Origin of the sequence: Streptomyces sp. NPDC047841, from assembly GCF_040704085.1 — a bacterium.
Classification (GTDB): domain Bacteria; phylum Actinomycetota; class Actinomycetes; order Streptomycetales; family Streptomycetaceae; genus Streptomyces; species Streptomyces argyrophylli.
The window spans coordinates 355,688-372,074 of sequence record NZ_JBEYRP010000008.1 but is presented as its reverse complement, the minus strand read 5'-3'; the positions used below and the strand labels follow the sequence as shown (position 1 = coordinate 372,074).

At 73.4% G+C, this 16,387-nt stretch carries 16 protein-coding genes; 1 reads left to right on the top strand and 15 read right to left on the bottom strand.

Annotation, left to right across the window (positions count from 1 at the left end; all coding sequences use genetic code 11):
• Nucleotides 1-114: 114 nt before the first annotated feature.
• From AB0947_RS15915 to fmt, 7 genes are all read right to left on the bottom strand, one after another.
• Nucleotides 115-1,557: a GuaB1 family IMP dehydrogenase-related protein gene (locus tag AB0947_RS15915; protein WP_366750915.1), complete on the bottom strand. Its 1,443-nt coding sequence runs from the start codon at nucleotides 1,555-1,557 to the stop codon at nucleotides 115-117.
• Between the two features lie 132 nt (nucleotides 1,558-1,689).
• Complete coding sequence (locus tag AB0947_RS15910) at nucleotides 1,690-2,019, bottom strand: barstar family protein (protein ID WP_366750914.1); 330 nt, start codon at nucleotides 2,017-2,019, stop codon at nucleotides 1,690-1,692.
• Nucleotides 2,016-2,432: a ribonuclease domain-containing protein gene (locus tag AB0947_RS15905; RefSeq protein ID WP_366750913.1), complete on the bottom strand. Its 417-nt coding sequence runs from the start codon at nucleotides 2,430-2,432 to the stop codon at nucleotides 2,016-2,018. The genes AB0947_RS15910 and AB0947_RS15905 overlap by 4 nt, the downstream gene beginning before the upstream one ends.
• 70 nt (nucleotides 2,433-2,502) lie before the next feature.
• Nucleotides 2,503-3,546, bottom strand: coding sequence for a sugar-binding domain-containing protein (locus tag AB0947_RS15900; protein ID WP_366750912.1), 1,044 nt, complete (start codon nucleotides 3,544-3,546; stop codon nucleotides 2,503-2,505).
• Between the two features lie 90 nt (nucleotides 3,547-3,636).
• Nucleotides 3,637-4,323: a ribulose-phosphate 3-epimerase gene (gene rpe, locus AB0947_RS15895; RefSeq protein WP_132786590.1), complete on the bottom strand. Its 687-nt coding sequence runs from the start codon at nucleotides 4,321-4,323 to the stop codon at nucleotides 3,637-3,639.
• A 120-nt stretch (nucleotides 4,324-4,443) separates the two neighbouring features.
• A complete protein-coding gene (locus AB0947_RS15890; RefSeq protein WP_366750911.1) occupies nucleotides 4,444-5,862 on the bottom strand; it encodes a transcription antitermination factor NusB in 1,419 nt (472 codons plus the stop codon).
• A gap of 184 nt (nucleotides 5,863-6,046) precedes the next feature.
• Nucleotides 6,047-6,979, bottom strand: coding sequence for a methionyl-tRNA formyltransferase (fmt, locus tag AB0947_RS15885; protein WP_366750910.1), 933 nt, complete (start codon nucleotides 6,977-6,979; stop codon nucleotides 6,047-6,049).
• Nucleotides 6,980-7,193: 214 nt separating this feature from the next.
• Between fmt and AB0947_RS15880 the strand changes: the two genes are divergently transcribed.
• Nucleotides 7,194-7,727 carry a hypothetical protein gene (locus AB0947_RS15880; RefSeq protein WP_366750909.1) on the top strand — a complete coding sequence of 178 codons (534 nt, stop codon included), beginning with the start codon at nucleotides 7,194-7,196 and terminating at the stop codon, nucleotides 7,725-7,727.
• A gap of 117 nt (nucleotides 7,728-7,844) precedes the next feature.
• Here AB0947_RS15880 and AB0947_RS15875 read toward each other — a convergent pair whose 3' ends face one another.
• From AB0947_RS15875 to AB0947_RS15840, 8 genes are all read right to left on the bottom strand, one after another.
• Nucleotides 7,845-9,992 carry a primosomal protein N' gene (locus AB0947_RS15875; RefSeq protein WP_366750908.1) on the bottom strand — a complete coding sequence of 716 codons (2,148 nt, stop codon included), beginning with the start codon at nucleotides 9,990-9,992 and terminating at the stop codon, nucleotides 7,845-7,847.
• Between the two features lie 111 nt (nucleotides 9,993-10,103).
• The gene (gene metK / locus AB0947_RS15870; RefSeq protein ID WP_366750907.1) at nucleotides 10,104-11,312 is read right to left on the bottom strand and encodes a methionine adenosyltransferase; all 1,209 of its coding nucleotides are present in this window, start codon (nucleotides 11,310-11,312) and stop codon (nucleotides 10,104-10,106) included.
• A gap of 249 nt (nucleotides 11,313-11,561) precedes the next feature.
• Nucleotides 11,562-12,764, bottom strand: a complete 1,203-nt coding sequence (gene coaBC, locus AB0947_RS15865) for a bifunctional phosphopantothenoylcysteine decarboxylase/phosphopantothenate--cysteine ligase CoaBC (protein ID WP_366750930.1) — start codon at nucleotides 12,762-12,764, stop codon at nucleotides 11,562-11,564.
• A 102-nt stretch (nucleotides 12,765-12,866) separates the two neighbouring features.
• A complete protein-coding gene (rpoZ, locus tag AB0947_RS15860) occupies nucleotides 12,867-13,139 on the bottom strand; it encodes a DNA-directed RNA polymerase subunit omega (protein WP_003982715.1) in 273 nt (90 codons plus the stop codon).
• Between the two features lie 53 nt (nucleotides 13,140-13,192).
• Nucleotides 13,193-13,750: a guanylate kinase gene (gene gmk, locus AB0947_RS15855; protein ID WP_366750906.1), complete on the bottom strand. Its 558-nt coding sequence runs from the start codon at nucleotides 13,748-13,750 to the stop codon at nucleotides 13,193-13,195.
• A 60-nt stretch (nucleotides 13,751-13,810) separates the two neighbouring features.
• Nucleotides 13,811-14,134 carry an integration host factor gene (locus tag AB0947_RS15850; protein WP_003977346.1) on the bottom strand — a complete coding sequence of 108 codons (324 nt, stop codon included), beginning with the start codon at nucleotides 14,132-14,134 and terminating at the stop codon, nucleotides 13,811-13,813.
• A 298-nt stretch (nucleotides 14,135-14,432) separates the two neighbouring features.
• Nucleotides 14,433-15,278: an orotidine-5'-phosphate decarboxylase gene (gene pyrF, locus AB0947_RS15845; RefSeq protein ID WP_366750905.1), complete on the bottom strand. Its 846-nt coding sequence runs from the start codon at nucleotides 15,276-15,278 to the stop codon at nucleotides 14,433-14,435.
• A complete protein-coding gene (locus AB0947_RS15840) occupies nucleotides 15,275-16,381 on the bottom strand; it encodes a quinone-dependent dihydroorotate dehydrogenase (protein ID WP_366750904.1) in 1,107 nt (368 codons plus the stop codon). The genes pyrF and AB0947_RS15840 overlap by 4 nt, the downstream gene beginning before the upstream one ends.
• Nucleotides 16,382-16,387 lie beyond the last annotated feature (6 nt).

Sequence of the window (16,387 nt, the reverse complement as noted above, 5' to 3'; positions counted from 1 at the left end):
GCCCCCCGCCGGCCCCCCCCCGGGCCGCCGCCCCCGGCGGCACGCACCGGCCGGCGCCCCCGGGCGGGCCGGGGCCGGGCCCCGACGGGGGCCGTCGGAGGTGCGGAGCGGGGATCAGCTCCAGCTGGCGTGCAGCGGCTTGCCCTCGGCGTAGCCCGCCGCGCTCTGGATGCCGACGATGGCCTTGTCGGCGAACTCCTCCAGGCTGGCGGCGCCGGCGTAGGTGCAGGAGGAGCGGACGCCCGCGATGATCGAGTCGATCAGGTCCTCGACGCCCGGGCGGGCCGGGTCGAGGAACATCCGGGAGGTGGAGATGCCCTCCTCGAACAGCGCCTTGCGGGCGCGGTCGTACGCCGACTCCTCCGACGTGCGGTTGGCCACCGCACGCGCCGAGGCCATGCCGAACGACTCCTTGTAGGCACGGCCGCCCGCGTCGTGCTGGAGGTCGCCGGGCGACTCGTAGGTGCCCGCGAACCAGGAACCGACCATCACGTTGGACGCGCCCGCGGCGAGCGCCATGGCCACGTCGCGCGGGTGGCGGACACCGCCGTCGGCCCAGACGTGCTTGCCGTACTTCCTCGCCTCGGCAGCGCACTCCAGGACGGCGGAGAACTGCGGCCGGCCCACGCCCGTCATCATGCGGGTGGTGCACATGGCGCCCGGCCCGACACCGACCTTGACGATGTCCGCGCCGGCGTCGATCAGGTCCTTGACGCCCTCGGCGGAGACGATGTTGCCCGCGGCGATCGGCACCCGCGGGTCGAGCGCGCGCACCACACTGATGGCGTTGATCATCGACTCCTGGTGGCCGTGCGCGGTGTCGATGACGAGCGTGTCCACGCCCGCGTCGAGCAGCTGCTTGGCCTTGCCCGCGACGTCGCCGTTGATGCCGACGGCGGCGGCGATCCGCAGCCTGCCGTTCGCGTCCACGGCCGGCGTGTACAGCGTGGCGCGCAGCGCGCCCTTGCGGGTGAGGATGCCGGCGAGCCTGCCGTCCTCGTCGACGGCCGGGGCGTAGCGGCGGTTGTGCTGGTCGAGGGTGTTGAAGGCCTCGCGCGGGTCGATGCCGGCGTCCAGCAGGAGCAGGTCCTTGGACATGACCACTTCGAGCTGGGTGAAGCGGTCGACGCCGGACAGGTCGGCGTCGGTGACGACACCGACGGGCCGCTGGTTCTCGTCCACGACGACGCCGGCGTTGTGCGCCCGCTTGGGCAGCAGCGCCAGGGCGTCGGCGACGGTCTGGTGCGGGGCCAGCACGATCGGGGTGTCGAGCACCAGGTGGCGGCTCTTCACCCAGGAGATGACGTCGGTGACGACGTCGATCGGGATGTCCTGCGGGATGACCACCAGGCCGCCCCGGCGGGCCACCGTCTCGGCCATGCGGCGGCCGGCGATGGCGGTCATGTTGGCGACGACCAGCGGGATGGTGGTGCCCGTGCCGTCCGGGGAGGCGAGGTCCACGCCCTGACGCGAGCCGACCGCGGAACGGCTCGGCACCATGAACACGTCGTCGTACGTCAGGTCGTACGCGGGCTGGATGTCATTGAGGAAACGCACGTGCTGCACATCCCAGTCGATCAGAGGCGACCCCCTGACAGGTGTGCCAGGGGGAAAGAGCACGTACTTCATTCTCGCATGCCGGGGTCGGAGACATGCCCCGACGGATCATCCAGGGCCGGCGCCGATCCGCTAGGAGGTTCCTCCAAGGGCGAGGGCGACGGTGAGCGCCGGCAGCACGCGCATGGCGTGCCTGAACACCTCCTGGGCGGTCTCCCACTCCTGGGGCCGCTCCCTCGCGTAGCCCTCCCAGTCCTGGACGACGACCAGGAGGCCCCTGTCCCCCGCCTCCGCCGGCCACACGGACGGGTCGGACAGCGAGTCGGCCAGCGCGTCCCAGTTCCGGCCGAACCAGTCGGGCAGCGACAGGGCCCGCGCGGCGCGGTCCATCAGGCCGGCCTTGTCCGTGACGCCCGCGAGGTCGAGCGCGACCACGAGGCGGCCGGTCAGGTCTTCGCTCATCTCAGTACCGCCCGGAACGACTCGTAGTGATCACCGCTGTAGTAGTACTCCCCGCCCTGCCCGGTGACGATGCGCCGGGCCCCGCGGTCGGGCGAGCCGGGGGTCGGCACGGTGTACTCGTGGTAGTAGCCGCGCCGGTGCTGCGGCAAGCGTCCTTCGAAGTTCCCGAAGACGGTCCCGTCCTTGGCGTAGGGGAAGGGGCCGCCCTGGTCGATGAGGGCGAGTGTCCTGCGGGCCTCGGCCGGCAGCCGGGACTCCTCGACGGTGGCCATGCCCCGCGCCCACGCCGGGGACGCGGGGGACGCCTGGGTGGCGGGAGAGGCGTGGCCGGGGGCGCCGGAGCACCCCGTCAGGAGAACGGCGAGACAGACCAGCAGCCCGGCGAGGGCGCGGGGGACGAACCGTGGCAGCATGCGGACGATGCTGCCACGGCCGTCCCGCCACGACCCCCCACCGGGCCCGGCCGGACTCGGCCGGACGCGGTCAGACGCCGTCGGGGTCCTGACGGCTGAGCGCCGGCTTCGGGGTCGGGCCCGCCGTCATCAGGTAGTCGGCGGCCGAGGTGTCGGTCACCAGGCTGGTGACCAGCCCGGAGCGCAGCACCGCGTCGATCGCGGCGGCCTTGCGCTGCCCGCCCGCGATGGCCACGACCTCCGGGATACGGCGCAGCTGGTCGGCCTTGACCGTGATGCACCGCTCCCCCAGGTCCCGTCCGACCCGGCGCCCCTCGGTGTCGAAGAGGTGTGCCGACATCTCGGCGGCGACCCCGAGCGAGGCGTAGTGCGCGCGCTCCTCGTCGCTGAGCATGTCGTGCACGGTCGAGATGCCCGGCTCCCACGAGCCGATGGAGACGCAGGCGACCGTGACCTTGTCGAAGTACTCGAAGGCCCGGGCGATCCCGGTCTGGTGCCGCAGCGCCGCCGCGGTGGCCTCGTCCGGCAGCAGCATCGGCGCGTAGATGGGGTGCGCGTCGCCGCCGGACACCTGGGCGGCCCGGCGGACGGCCTCCACCGAGCCGCGCTCGGCGGTCCCGGCGTCGTACACGCCCGTCAGCTGCACCACCGTGCACGGCGGCAGCCGGTCGAGCGCCGCCGCCATGTGGATGGTGGACCGGCCCCAGGCCAGCCCGAGCACGTCCCCCTCGTTGACGAGTTCGCCGAGCAGGTCGGCGGCGACCTCGCCCAGGTTCTCGGGGTCGGGGGTCTCCTCGGCATCGGCCGGGGACTCGACCACGACGGCGTGCCTCAGGCCGTAGCGGGCGCGGAGCGCGTCGGAGCGCTCGGCGTCCAGTTCGGCCGGCACGCGGATCTCGATGCGTACGAGGTCCCTTTCGAGGGCAGTCTCCAGTACCCGGGCCACTTTGAAGCGGCTGACGCCGAACTCCTCCGCGATCTGGATCTTGGATTTGCCCTCGAGGTAGAAGCGGCGGGCCATGGCCGCCGCCTGCACCAGCTCAGCGGGTCCCATCCGCATGGCTGACCGGCCCGCCGACATACCCGACACGGCGATCTCCTCACTGCTGTTCACACTCTGGATTCGCCGTTCATCCTTGCAGATTCGGGGCGACTGATCCGCCCTGATGGGCGCCGTTCACTTAACCGTTCACTTGGCCGTGGCTCAGTGGTCGCATGCCCAGGACGCCTTGCCGGTGGCCGCCTCCGCCTGGGCGCGCAGGGCGCGTACGGCTTCCGCCGGGTCCTTGGCACCGTAGACGGCCGAGCCGGCGACGAACACGTCCGCTCCCGCGTCCGCGCACCGCTCGATCGTCGAGGCCGAGACCCCGCCGTCGACCTGCAACCACAGCTCCAGACCGTGCTTCTTGATCAGCTCACGGGTGCGGCGGATCTTCGGCAGCATGATGTCGAGGAACGCCTGGCCGCCGAAGCCGGGCTCCACCGTCATGACGAGCAGCATGTCGAGTTCCGGCAGCAGGTCCTCGAACGGCTCGATCGGCGTCGCCGGCTTGAGCGCCATGGAGGCGCGGGCCCCCTTGGCGCGGATCTCCCGGGCGAGCCGCACCGGAGCGGCGGCGGCCTCCACGTGGAAGGTGACCGACGACGCCCCCGCCTCGACGTACTGGGGCGCCCACCGGTCGGGGTCCTCGATCATGAGGTGGCAGTCCAGCGGGGTGTCCGTCGCACGGGCCAGGGACTCCACCACCGGCACGCCGAGCGTGAGGTTCGGGACGAAGTGGTTGTCCATGACGTCGACATGGAGGAAATCGGCGCCTCGGACCGCCTCGGCCTCCTCCGCGAGGCGGGCGAAGTCGGCGGACAGGATGCTGGGGTTGATCTGCACGGCCATGACCCAAGCCTGCCATGTCGCCGCGCCGGGCTGTAGCGGCGGTCCCTTGGGGTGGGGGCTCGTGTGCGGGCCGGTGCAGGGTGGCCGCGCGGTTCCCCGCGCCCCTTTCGGGACCCCGCGTCATCCAGTCCTGCGGATCAGGGCCAGGTACATCGCGTCCGTGCCGTGTACGTGCGGCCAGAGCTGGATGTCCGGGCCCTCGCCGAGGTCGGGGAGGCCGGGCAGGAGGGGGCGGGCGTCGATCAGTTCCGTGTCCGTGCGCTGCTTGAGCACGTCGGAGACGACCGCGCGGGTCTCCGCCAGGTGCGGCGAGCAGGTGGCGTAGCCGACGACGCCGCCGACGCGGACGGAGTCGAGGGCCGTGCGCAGCAGACCGCGCTGGAGCGGGGCGAAGGTGTCCAGGTCCTCGGGACGGCGGCGCCAGCGGGCCTCGGGGCGGCGGCGCAGGGCGCCGAGGCCGGTGCACGGGACGTCGACCAGCACCCGGTCGAAACTGCCGGGCCGCCACGGCGGGCGGGTGCCGTCGGCGGCGATGACCTGGTACGGCCCCGGGTTGCCGTGCAGGGCCCGGGCCACCAGCCCGGCCCGGTGCGGCTGCTTCTCCGAGGCGAGCAGCGCGGCCCCGCGCTCGGCGGCGAGCGCGGCCAGCAGCGCGGCCTTGCCGCCCGGTCCGGCGCAGCCGTCGAGCCACCTCTCGTCGGGGCCGTCGAGCGGGGCGTTCGCCAGCGCGAGGGCGACCAGCTGGCTGCCCTCGTCCTGGACGCCGGCGCGTCCCTCGCGCACGGCCTCGACCGCGCCGGGCTCGCCGCCCTCGGCGAGCCGCACGGCGTACGGCGACCAGCGTCCGGGTACGGCGGCGTCCTCGCGGAGGAGTTCCCCGGTGGTGGCGCGGCCCGGCCGGGCGACGAGCGTCACCTCGGGCCGTTCGTTGTCCGCCGCCAGCAGACGCTCGATGCCGGACCGGCCGCCGCCGAGGGAGTCCCAGAGCGCGGAGACGACCCAGCGGGGGTGCGAGTGCACGACGGCGAGGTGGTCCTCGGGATCCTCGTCGTAGGGCGGCGCGACCTTCTCGATCCAGCCGTCGAGGTCGTCCTGGGCCACCTTCCGCAGCACGGCGTTGACGAACTTGGCCCGTCCGTCCCCGAGTACGACCCGGGCCAGCTCGACCGAGGCGGACACGGCCGCGTGCGTGGGGATGCGCGTGCCGAGCAACTGGTGCGCGCCCAGGCTCAGTACGTCGAGCACCGGCGGGTCGACCTCGCGCAGCGGCCGGTCGACGCAGGCGGCGATGACGGCGTCGTACGTGCCCTGGCGGCGCAGCGTGCCGTACACCAGCTCGGTGGCGAGGGCGGCGTCCCGGGCGTCGAAGTCGCCCTGCTCGCGGGCCTTGCGCAGCAGCGGGGGCAGCACGAGGTTGGCGTACGCGTCCCGCTCGTCCACCGCGCGCAGCGCCTCGAAGGCCAGGAAGCGGACGGGGTCCTTCTGGGGACGGCGGTAGGGCTTGGCGGGCTTGCGGGGCCGCCGGGACTGCTCGCTCACGAAAAAGGTGCTCCGGGTGTGAAGAGGGGATGCGCCTCCAGCCTACGTCGCCGGACGCAGGGGCCCACCGCCCGGGCTCGCCCCTGCCGTCGCGCGGCCTCGACCGGCGCCGCCGTCCAGGCGCGCTCCGCGCCGCTGGGGAGCGTCGGCCTCCGCTCCTCCGTTCCCGTCCTCGTTCCGGGCGTCAGCCGCCCAGCGTCTCGCCGTCCGCGATGCGCACCCCGCGGGCCCAGTCGGCCGCGCGCATCGGCTTCTTGCCCTGGGCCTGGACCCACAGCAGCTCGACGGCGTACGACCCGGTGCCCACGTGGACGCTGTTCTTGCCCACCGCCAGCCGGCCCGGCGCGAGGTCCGTGCGCTCGGGCACGGGCGTGACCTGGACGAGCTTGAGCCGCTCGCCGCGGAAGGTGGTCCAGGCTCCGGGCGCGGGCGTGCAGCCGCGCACGACCCGGTCGACGCGCAGCGCGGGCGCCGCCCAGTCCACCTGCGCGTCCTCGACGGTGATCTTCGGCGCCACGGTGATGCCCTCGGCGGGCTGCGGTACGGCCTTCAGCGTGCCGTCCTCGATGCCGTCCATGGTGGCCGCGAGCAGCCCGGAGCCCGCGAAGGCGAGCCGGGTGAGCAGGTCGCCGCTGGTGTCGGTGGGGCGGATCTCCTCGGTCACGGTGCCGTAGACGGGCCCGGAGTCCAGCCCCTCCTCGATGAGGAAGGTGGACGCCCCGGTGATCTCGTCGCCCGCCATGATGGCGTGCTGGACCGGTGCGGCGCCGCGCCACGCGGGCAGCAGCGAGAAGTGCAGGTTGACCCAGCCGTGGGCGGGGATGTCCAGGGCGGCCTTCGGCAGCAGGGCGCCGTAGGCGACGACCGGGCAGCAGTCCGGGGCGATCTCGCGCAGCCGCTCCAGGAACTCCGGGTCCCGGGGCTTCAGCGGCTTGAGCACCTCGATCCCGGCCTCCTCCGCCCGCTCGGCCACGGGCGACGCGACCAGCCTGCGTCCGCGCCCGGCCGGCGCGTCGGGACGCGTGACGACGGCGGCCACCTCGTGCCGCCCGGAGGTGAGCAGAGCGTCCAGAGCGGGAACGGCGACCTCGGGGGTACCGGCGAAGACGAGCTTCATGGGCGGGATCGGGCCTCTCGGGCGGGGATGCGCGGGCAGCGCACCAGTCTATGACCTTGGACGGCGCACGAGCGGGTGGGCGGCGTACGCATATGCCCGTACGCCCCCACCCCGTGACCAGCGGAGCGTCAGCGCGTTGGTCAAGAAAGAGTTGACCACATCGGGCCGCTGTCGCGGCCCAATTCCTTTCAACGCCGGTTCGAGAGGCTTGTTCATGGCCGACCACGCAACCCACGACGCCCAGGCCCGGGCCAGCCTGCACTTGCTGGTGCGGGACATCGAGAGGGTCCGCCGGCAGGTGGACGCGCTGCGCACGCTCACCGCCCAGTTGGGCAACGTCTACCGCCCGCGCCGCTCCGGCCCGTCCACGGGCTTCGTCGTCTACGGGCGCGCCCCCGCCCCGACGGTCCGCCTCGCCCAGGAACTCCGGGACAGTGTCGAAACCCTGGTCACGGCCGCCGTGGACTTCGACCGCTCGCTCGGCTTCTCGTGGGACGCGGTGGGCTCCGCGCTCGGGGTCACCAAGCAGGCCGTGCACCGCCGGTACGGCGCTCGCCGCGCCGCGGCCCAGGCGGCGGCGGACGCGGAGCGGACGTCGGAGCCGTCCGGCACCCGCACGATCAACGTGAACACCGGGCTGCCCACGGTCCCCGCGGCCCGCTCCATGCCCACGCAGCCGACGGCGGGCAGCCCGACACTGCGCGACGACGCCCGCCCGACGGCCTTCCCGGGCCCCCGCAACGGCTGACACCCCCACCGCCGCCCCTCCCGGGCCACGTCCGGGAGGGGCAGGCGAGTCCTCCCCCCTCCCGCCGGTTCGGGCCGTGGCGCGTGCCGGGGACCCCGCCCGGCCGGTGTCCCTGCGTCACCCGATGTCCGGCGGATCGATCCGTACCCGGACCGCCTCCCCGCTGCCCCGTGCCATCCGCGCCGCCTGCGCGGTCTTCAGCGCCGTGGCCAGGGCGGAACCGCTGCCCGGTGGTACCCGGACCAGCGCCCGGTCCCAGTGTTCGCCGGGCGGCGCGGCGCCGGGCCTGCGTGCTCCGCCGGGCGGGGACGGGGGCACCGGCACCGGTCCCAGCACCTCGGCGTCCGGCGGCAGGTCGACCGCCGCCAGGAACTCGGCGACGGCCGCGGCCGGCCCGGACACGGCCGCCATCCGGGACACCGGCGGAAAGCCCAGCTCGGCCCGCTCGGCCAGCTCCCGCACGGCATGCCCGACCGGGTCCCAGCGCACCAGCGCCTGGACGGGCCGCAGGGTCGGCTCGGCCACCACGACCACCGTGCCGCCCTCGCTCTGCGGCCGCACCAGCGCCCCGGCCGCGATCCACCGGCGCAACGCGTCCTCGCCGGCCCGCAGGTCGGGGCGTACCAGCATGGCCCAGCCGTCCAGCAGCAGGGCCGCCGCATAGCCGCCCTCGGCGACCGGTTCGGCGCCCGGGGTGCTGACGACCAGCGCGGGGGTGTCCGGGACGGTGTCCAGCACATGCTCGCGCCCCGAGGTGCGCACCGGTACGGCGGGGAAGGCGCGCCCCAGCTCCTCGGCGGTCCGGCGCGCGCCCACGACCTGGGCCCGGAGCCGGAAGCCGCCGCACTCCGGGCAGTGCCAGGAGCCCTCCTCACGCCCGCACCACCCGCAGCGCAGGACGCCCGCGTCCTGCCCCTGGAGCGGGCCGGAGCAGTGCACGCACCGGGCGGGCGCCCGGCACCGGGCGCAGGCCATGCGGGGCGCGTAACCACGCCGGGGCACCTGCACCAGCACCGGCCCGTGCCGCAGCCCCTCACGGGCCGCCTGCCAGGCGAGCGTGGGCAGCCGGGCGGCACGGGCGGCCTCGTCGCGGGCGAGGTCGTCGTCCCCGACCGTCCGGACCAGGGGCGCGGCCCGGCGCACCTGCTCCCGCCCGGCGACCAGCGGCCGGGCCCAGCCGCTCTCGACGAGCTGGGCGGCCTCCACGGTGCAGCCCCAACTCCCCAGCAGGAAGGCGCACTTGTCCAGCGCGGCGCGCAGCAGCAGGACATCGCGGGCGTGCGGCTGCGGGGCGTGCGGCTCGCTGTGGCTGTCGTCCCCGTCGTCCCAGATCGCAACGAGCCCCAGATCCTGGACGGGCGCGAACATCGCCGCCCGGGTGCCGACGACGGCGCGCACGGATCCGCGCCGCACCGCCAGCCACTGCGCGTACCGCTTCTCGGGCCCGGCGTCGGCGGTGAGCAGCGCGTGCCGGCCGGTGCCGAGCAGCGCGGTGAGCGCGGCGTCCACGCGCGCGGCCGAGCGCCCGTCCGGGACGACGACCAGGGCGCCGCGCCCGGAGGCGAGGGTGGCGGCGACGGCCCGGGCCAGCTCCTCGCTCCACAGCGGCCCCGGCAGCGCGTTCCAGACGGCCCTGGGCGCCCCCGCGGACGACAGGGCGTCCAGGAAGGCGCCCCCGTGCTCGTAGCGGGCCCAGGAGCCGTGCTCCGGCGCCGGGGGCGGGGGCAGCGGCTCGGGGGACGGGCGCTGCTCGGCGCGGGCGCTGCGCGGGGGCACGGCCAGCTGGAGGACATCGGCGAGGCTGCCCGCGTACCGGTCGGCGACGGCGCGGGCGAGGCCGAGCAGTTCCTCGCTCAGCACCGGCTCGGGCGACACCACCTGGGCGAGCGCGGCCAGCGGTCCGGAGTAGTCGGACTCGGCGCGCCGCTCGACGAGGAAGCCGTCGATGAGCCCGCCGCCCTCCCGGCGTCCGTCGCGGACCCGGTGCCGGCCGGCCCCGAACCGCACCCGCACCCGCACCCCCGGCCGGGCGTCCGCGTCCAGCTCGGCGGGCACGGCGTAGTCGAAGTACCGGTCGAGGTGCAGCACGCCCTTGTCGACCAGCACGCGTGCGACGGGCAGGTTCTCTGCGAGCGCGGCGCCCCGCCAGGTCCGGGGCTTGGCCCGTGGCACCTTCGCCTTCCGCACGCTCTCCCGGATGAGCGCGAGCTGCTCCGGCGGCGCCCCCTCGGCCCCGCCACCCCCCGACCCGTTCTCGCTGCTCACGCTTGCATTCTTGCAAACCCCGCTGACAACGCGGCCGGTCCGCCGGCCGGCGGCGACGCCGAGGCCCGGCCCCCGAAGGGAACCGGGCCCCGGCGGCAGCGGCGGGGCGGGTTACAGGCCGGCGGCCTTGCGCAGGGCGTCCACGCGGTCGGTGCGCTCCCAGGTGAAGTCGGGCAGCTCGCGGCCGAAGTGGCCGTAGGCCGCCGTCTGGGCGTAGATCGGGCGGAGCAGGTCGAGGTCGCGGATGATCGCGGCCGGGCGCAGGTCGAAGACCTCGTCGATCGCCTTCTCGATCTTCTCCGGCTCGATCTTGTGGGTGCCGAAGGTCTCCACGAACAGACCCACCGGCTCGGCCTTGCCGATGGCGTAGGCGACCTGGACCTCGCAGCGGGAGGCCAGGCCCGCCGCGACCACGTTCTTCGCCACCCAGCGCATCGCGTACGCCGCCGAGCGGTCCACCTTGGACGGGTCCTTGCCGGAGAAGGCGCCGCCGCCGTGCCGGGCCATGCCGCCGTAGGTGTCGATGATGATCTTCCGGCCGGTCAGGCCGGCGTCGCCCATCGGCCCGCCGATCTCGAAGCGGCCGGTCGGGTTGACCAGCAGCCGGTAGCCCTCGGTGTCCAGCTTGATGCCTTCCTCCAGCAGCGCCTTCAGCTCCGGCTCCACCACGAACTCACGGATGTCCGGGGCGAGCAGCGACTCCAGGTCGATGTCGGAGGCGTGCTGGGAGGAGACCACCACCGTGTCCAGGCGGACGGCCTTGTCACCGTCGTACTCGATGGTGACCTGCGTCTTGCCGTCGGGGCGCAGGTAGGGGATGGTGCCGTTCTTGCGGACCTCGGACAGGCGCTTGGACAGCCGGTGCGCCAGGAAGATCGGCAGCGGCATCAGGGTCGGCGTCTCGTCGGAGGCGTAGCCGAACATCAGGCCCTGGTCGCCCGCGCCCTGCCGGTCGAGCTCGTCCTCGTCGCCCTCGACCCGGGCCTCGTACGCCGCGTCGACACCCTGCGCGATGTCCGGGGACTGCGCGCCGATGGACACCGACACACCGCAGGAGGCGCCGTCGAAGCCCTTCTTGGAGGAGTCGTAGCCGATCTCCAGGATCGTGCTGCGGACGAGGGTCGCGATGTCCGCGTACGCCTTCGTCGTCACCTCGCCGGCCACGTGCACAAGGCCGGTGGTGATGAGCGTCTCCACGGCGACCCGGGAAGACGGGTCCTCGCGCAGGAGCGCGTCGAGAATGGTGTCGCTGATCTGGTCAGCGATCTTGTCGGGGTGACCCTCGGTCACGGACTCCGAGGTGAACAGGCGACGGGACACAACGCTCCCTGTGGTTGCAGCGGCTGCTGGCTGATCATTTACGGTCGGCGCGGGGCTGCGCCTGGCGCCGACCGTGAACAGTTTATCGGTCGCACTCGACCGGCGGGCCACTGTCTCGCCTCTCGGGAGCGCTGTGACCTGCGGCACGGGCATTCTGCACAATGGCGAGCGGCCTTGGCCAGGGCCGCCACACCGGATTTCGGCATGGCGTGAACGTGACGCCGAGTTCGCCCGATCGCCTGCCGGGGGTTAGTCCAGACGCCGTACGACCAAGTCCCAGACGGTGTCGGCCAGGGCTTCCTTGGGACCGTGCGGCACCGGGGTCTCGCTGCCGTCGGCACCGAGCACGACCGCCTCGTTCTCCTCGGAGCCGAAGGTCTTGCGCTCCCCCACCTCGTTGACCACGAGCAGGTCGCAGCCCTTGCGGGCGAGCTTGGCGCGGCCGTTGGCGAGGACGTCGTCGGTCTCGGCGGCGAAGCCGACGACGACCTGTCCCGGCCGGGCCCGGTCGGCGGAGATCTCCGCGAGAATGTCCGGATTCCGCACCAGGACGACCGGGTCCGGGTCCTGGCCGTCCTTCTTCTTGATCTTCCCGGTGGCGTAGGCGGCCGGGCGGAAGTCGGCGACGGCGGCGGCCATCACCACGGCGTCGGCGTCCGCGGCGGCCTTGAGGACGGCCTCGCGCAGCTGGACGGCGGTGCCGACGAGGACGACGTCCACGCCCGCCGGGTCGGGCAGGCCGGCGTTGGCCGAGACCAGGGTCACCCGGGCGCCACGGGCGGCGGCGGTGCGGGCGAGGGCGTAGCCCTGTTTGCCGGAGGAGCGGTTGCCGAGGAAGCGGACCGGGTCCAGGGGCTCGCGGGTGCCGCCGGCGGAGACGACGACGTGCCGCCCCCTGAGGTCGGGCTCGGTGACACCGCGGGCCAGCACCCGCCGGCACACCTCGAAGATCTCCGCCGGGTCGGGCAGCCGGCCCTTGCCGGTGTCGACGCCGGTGAGGCGGCCGACGGCGGGTTCCACGACGACGGCGCCGCGGCGGCGCAGCGTGGCCACGTTCTCCTGGGTGGCCGGGTGTTCCCACATCTCGGTGTGCATGGCCGGGGCGAAGACGACCGGGCAGCGGGCGGTGAGGAGGGTGTTGGTCAGCAGGTCGTCGGCGAGGCCGTGGGCGGCCTTGGCGAGCATGTCGGCGGTGGCCGGGGCCACGACGACCAGGTCGGCGTGCTGGCCGATGCGGACGTGCGGCACCTGGTGGACGTCGTCCCAGACCTCGGTGGCGACCGGGTTCCCGGACAGCGCGGACCAGGTGGCGGCGCCGACGAAGTGCAGCGCGGAGGCGGTCGGCACGACGCGGACGTCATGGCCCGACTCCGTGAACCTCCTCAGCAGCTCACAGGCCTTGTAGGCGGCGATGCCACCGCTGACCCCCAGCACGACCTTCGGCTTGTCCACCATGGCTCCTCGCGTTCGAGAATCTGCACCACCCATGACACACCACAGGCCCGGCAGCATGACTGCCGGGCCTGTGGATAAGTCAGGCTCAATCTGAAAGTACTACTGCGCGGGGCCCTCGACGGCCTCGGACGTCAGCAGACCGGCGTTGATCTCGCGCAGGGCGATCGACAGCGGCTTCTCGTGGACGTGGGTGTCGACGAGCGGACCGACGTACTCGAGCAGGCCCTCACCGAGCTGGGAGTAGTACGCGTTGATCTGGCGGGCACGCTTGGCCGCGTAGATCACGAGGCTGTACTTCGAGTCGGTCGCCTCGAGAAGCTCGTCGATCGGCGGGTTGATGATGCCCTCGGGCGCGGTGATGGAAGAGGACACGCTCTACCTTCCGATGGATGGGAAAGAATCAGACATCGTGATCACAGTCACGATCACACAACGTCCATCAAGGCTAGCAGCTCACGGGCCACGTCCTCGACGGAGGTGTTGACCAAGGTCGTATCGAACTCCGGCTCGGCCGCCAGCTCGGTCCTGGCCGCCGTCAGGCGGCGCTCGATGACCTCGGGCGGCTCGGTCCCCCGGCCGGTCAGCCTGCGCACCAGCTCCTCCCAGGAGGGCGGAGCGAGGAACACCAGCTGGGCGTCGGTCATGGACTCGCGGACCTGCCGGGCGCCCTGGAGGTCGATCTCCAGCAGGACGGGCTCGCCGTTCTCCAGCCGCTCCAGCACCGCCGCGCGGGGGGTGCCGTAGCGGTTGCCGGCGAACTCGGCCCATTCCAGCAGCTCGCCGTTGGCGATCAGCTTGTCCATCTCCTCGTCGGTGACGAAGAAGTAGTGGACTCCGTGCTGCTCACCGGGGCGCGGCTTGCGGGTCGTCGCCGACACCGAGAGCCAGACCTCGGGGTGTTCCTTGCGCATATGGGCGACGACCGTGCTCTTGCCGACCCCCGAGGGGCCGGAGAGCACGGTCAGCCGCGGACGTTCACTCATGCAGCGATTATTCCAGCAATCCCGGAGTGCCCGGGACTCCCGGTCCGCCGGGAGGCGGACTCAGGAGCCGGTGCTGCCGAACTCACGCTCCAGGGACGCGATCTGGTTGGAACCGAGACCGCGTACGCGGCGGCTCTCGGAGATGCCCAGACGCTCCATGATCTGCTTGGCGCGGACCTTGCCCACGCCCGGCAGGGACTCGAGCAGGGCGGAGACCTTCATCTTGCCGATGACGTCGTTCTCCTGGCCCTGCTTGATGACCTCGTGCAGGGAGGCGCCGGAGTGCTTGAGTCGATTCTTGACCTCGGCCCGCTCCCGGCGAGCCGCGGCGGCCTTTTCGAGCGCGGCTGCGCGCTGTTCAGGGGTAAGGGGCGGAAGAGCCACGCCTACGTCACCTCGGATGTCGAACTGTCGGATACGGACCGGTGAGGAACCTAGTCGCCCCACACCTGGGGAGCCACGAGCAACACGCTGCCCGTTCTCCCCCACTGCCTGAGGGGCGAGGGAGGTGCCCCCACTGCTCGGAGACTAGCGGGCAAGTCCGCCAGAGTCAGCGAGAACAGCGGAAAAGTCCTGGTCAGCCTCCGTGAGGCCAGACATTGCAGACATATTGCCCTCGATTTGAGCATGTATTCAAGCTCAAGTCGGCGCGAGACCGCTCAGCCGAGCGCGCGGCCACGGGTCAGACGCCGGTCACGGCGGCCTGGATCTCCGCCGCGAACCGCTCCGCCGACCCGCGCAGCGCGCTGACGTCGGGACCGTGACGCAGGACACCCCGGCTGACGTTGGGCACCACGTTGCGGACGGCCGCCCCGAAGACCCGGGGCAGATCGGCCGGGGTCGCGCCCTGGGCGCCGATGCCGGGCGCGAGGAGCGGGCCGCCCACGGCGAGGTCGTACGAGGACAGGTCGCCGAGCGTGGCGCCGACGACCGCGCCGAAGGAGCCCAGCGGCTCCTCCCCCGCGTTCTCGGCCGCCAGGTGGGCCAGCACGGTCGCCCCGACGCTCCGCCCGTCGGCACGGACGGCGTGCTGCACCTCGCCGCCCTCCGGGTTCGAGGTCAGCGCCAGCACGAACAGGCCGGCCCCGCTCCGGCGGGCGAGCGCGACGGCCGGGCTCAGCGAGCCGTAACCGAGGTAGGGCGAGACCGTCAGGGCGTCGGAGAACAGCGGGGCGCCGGGGCGGAGGAACGCCTCGGCGTAGGCGGCCATGGTCGAGCCGATGTCGCCGCGCTTGGCGTCCATCACGACCAGGGCGCCGGCCGCGCGCGCCTCCTGGACCGACTTCTCCAGGACGGCGAGACCGCGCGAGCCGAACCGCTCGAAGAAGGCGCTCTGCGGCTTCAGGACGGCCACCCGGTCGGCCAGGGCCTCGACGACCGTGCGGCTGAACCGTTCCAGGCCGGCGACGTCGTCGTCCAGGCCCCACTCGGCGAGCAGCGAGGCGTGCGGGTCGATGCCGACGCACAGCGGTCCGCGCTCGTCCATGGCGCGGCGCAGCCGGGCACCGAAGGGCTCCAACGGGCTCATGCGGGCTTCCTCACGTCGGCGCCGACGGCGTCGGCGAGGGTGGCGTACGGGCTGGTGCGCAGGCGGGCGGCGAGGCCCTTGTGGAGGGCGCGGCACCAGAAGGGGCCCTCGTAGACGAAGGCGCTGTAGCCCTGGACCAGCGTGGCACCGGCCAGGATGCGCTGCCAGGCGTCCTCGGCGGTCTCGATGCCGCCGACGCCCACCAGGGTGATCCGGTCGCCCACGCGCGCGTAGAGGCGCCGCAGGACCTCCAGGGAGCGCTCCTTGAGCGGGGCGCCGGACAGGCCGCCGGTCTCCTTGACCAGCGCGGCGGAGGACCGCAGTCCGAGGCCCTCGCGCGCGATGGTGGTGTTGGTGGCGATGATGCCGTCCAGGCCCAGCTCCACGGCGAGGTCGGCGACCGCGTCGACGTCCTCGTCGGCGAGGTCGGGGGCGATCTTCACCAGCAGCGGGACGCGTCGGTTCGCCACCGTGCGGTCGGCGGCCGCGCGCACGGCGGTGAGCAGCGGACGCAGGTGGTCCACGGCCTGGAGGTCGCGCAGACCGGGCGTGTTCGGCGAGGAGACGTTGACGACCAGGTAGTCCGCGTACGGCGCGAGGCGCTCGGCGGACTTCACGTAGTCGGCGACGGCCTCCGCCTCCGGGACGGCCTTGGTCTTGCCGATGTTGACGCCGACCACCGTCCTGAAGACCGGCTCACGGGTGGCCAGGCGGGCCGCCACGGTCAGGGAGCCGTCGTTGTTGAAGCCCATGCGGTTGATCAGCGCGCGGTCCGCGACGAGGCGGAACAGCCGCTTCCTGGGGTTGCCGGGCTGCGGCTCCCCCGTGACCGTGCCGATCTCGACGTGGTCGAAGCCGAGCATCGACATCCCGTCGATGGCCACCGCGTTCTTGTCGAACCCGGCCGCGAGCCCGAACGGGCCGTGCATGCGCAGTCCGAACGCCTCCGTGCGCAGCTCCTCGTGGCGGGGCGCGAGGGCGGCGGCGAGGAAGGTGCGCAGCACCGGGACGCGGACGGCGAGGCGGATCCAGCGGAAGGCCAGGTGATGGGCCTTCTCGGGATCCATGCGCTGGAAGACCAGCTTGAAGAAGATCTTGTACATGGTGTC

Bases quoted from the DNA above. Each gene is read 5' to 3' on its own strand.
- AB0947_RS15910 (WP_366750914.1), bottom strand. From the start codon at position 2,019: ATGAGCGAAGACCTGACCGGCCGCCTCGTGGTCGCGCTCGACCTCGCG.
- AB0947_RS15905 (WP_366750913.1), bottom strand. From the start codon at position 2,432: ATGCTGCCACGGTTCGTCCCCCGCGCCCTCGCCGGGCTGCTGGTCTGT.
- rpe (WP_132786590.1), bottom strand. From the start codon at position 4,323: ATGGCCGTGCAGATCAACCCCAGCATCCTGTCCGCCGACTTCGCCCGC.
- fmt (WP_366750910.1), bottom strand. From the start codon at position 6,979: ATGAAGCTCGTCTTCGCCGGTACCCCCGAGGTCGCCGTTCCCGCTCTG.
- AB0947_RS15880 (WP_366750909.1), top strand. From the start codon at position 7,194: ATGGCCGACCACGCAACCCACGACGCCCAGGCCCGGGCCAGCCTGCAC.
- gmk (WP_366750906.1), bottom strand. From the start codon at position 13,750: ATGAGTGAACGTCCGCGGCTGACCGTGCTCTCCGGCCCCTCGGGGGTC.
- pyrF (WP_366750905.1), bottom strand. From the start codon at position 15,278: ATGAGCCCGTTGGAGCCCTTCGGTGCCCGGCTGCGCCGCGCCATGGAC.
- AB0947_RS15840 (WP_366750904.1), bottom strand. From the start codon at position 16,381: ATGTACAAGATCTTCTTCAAGCTGGTCTTCCAGCGCATGGATCCCGAG.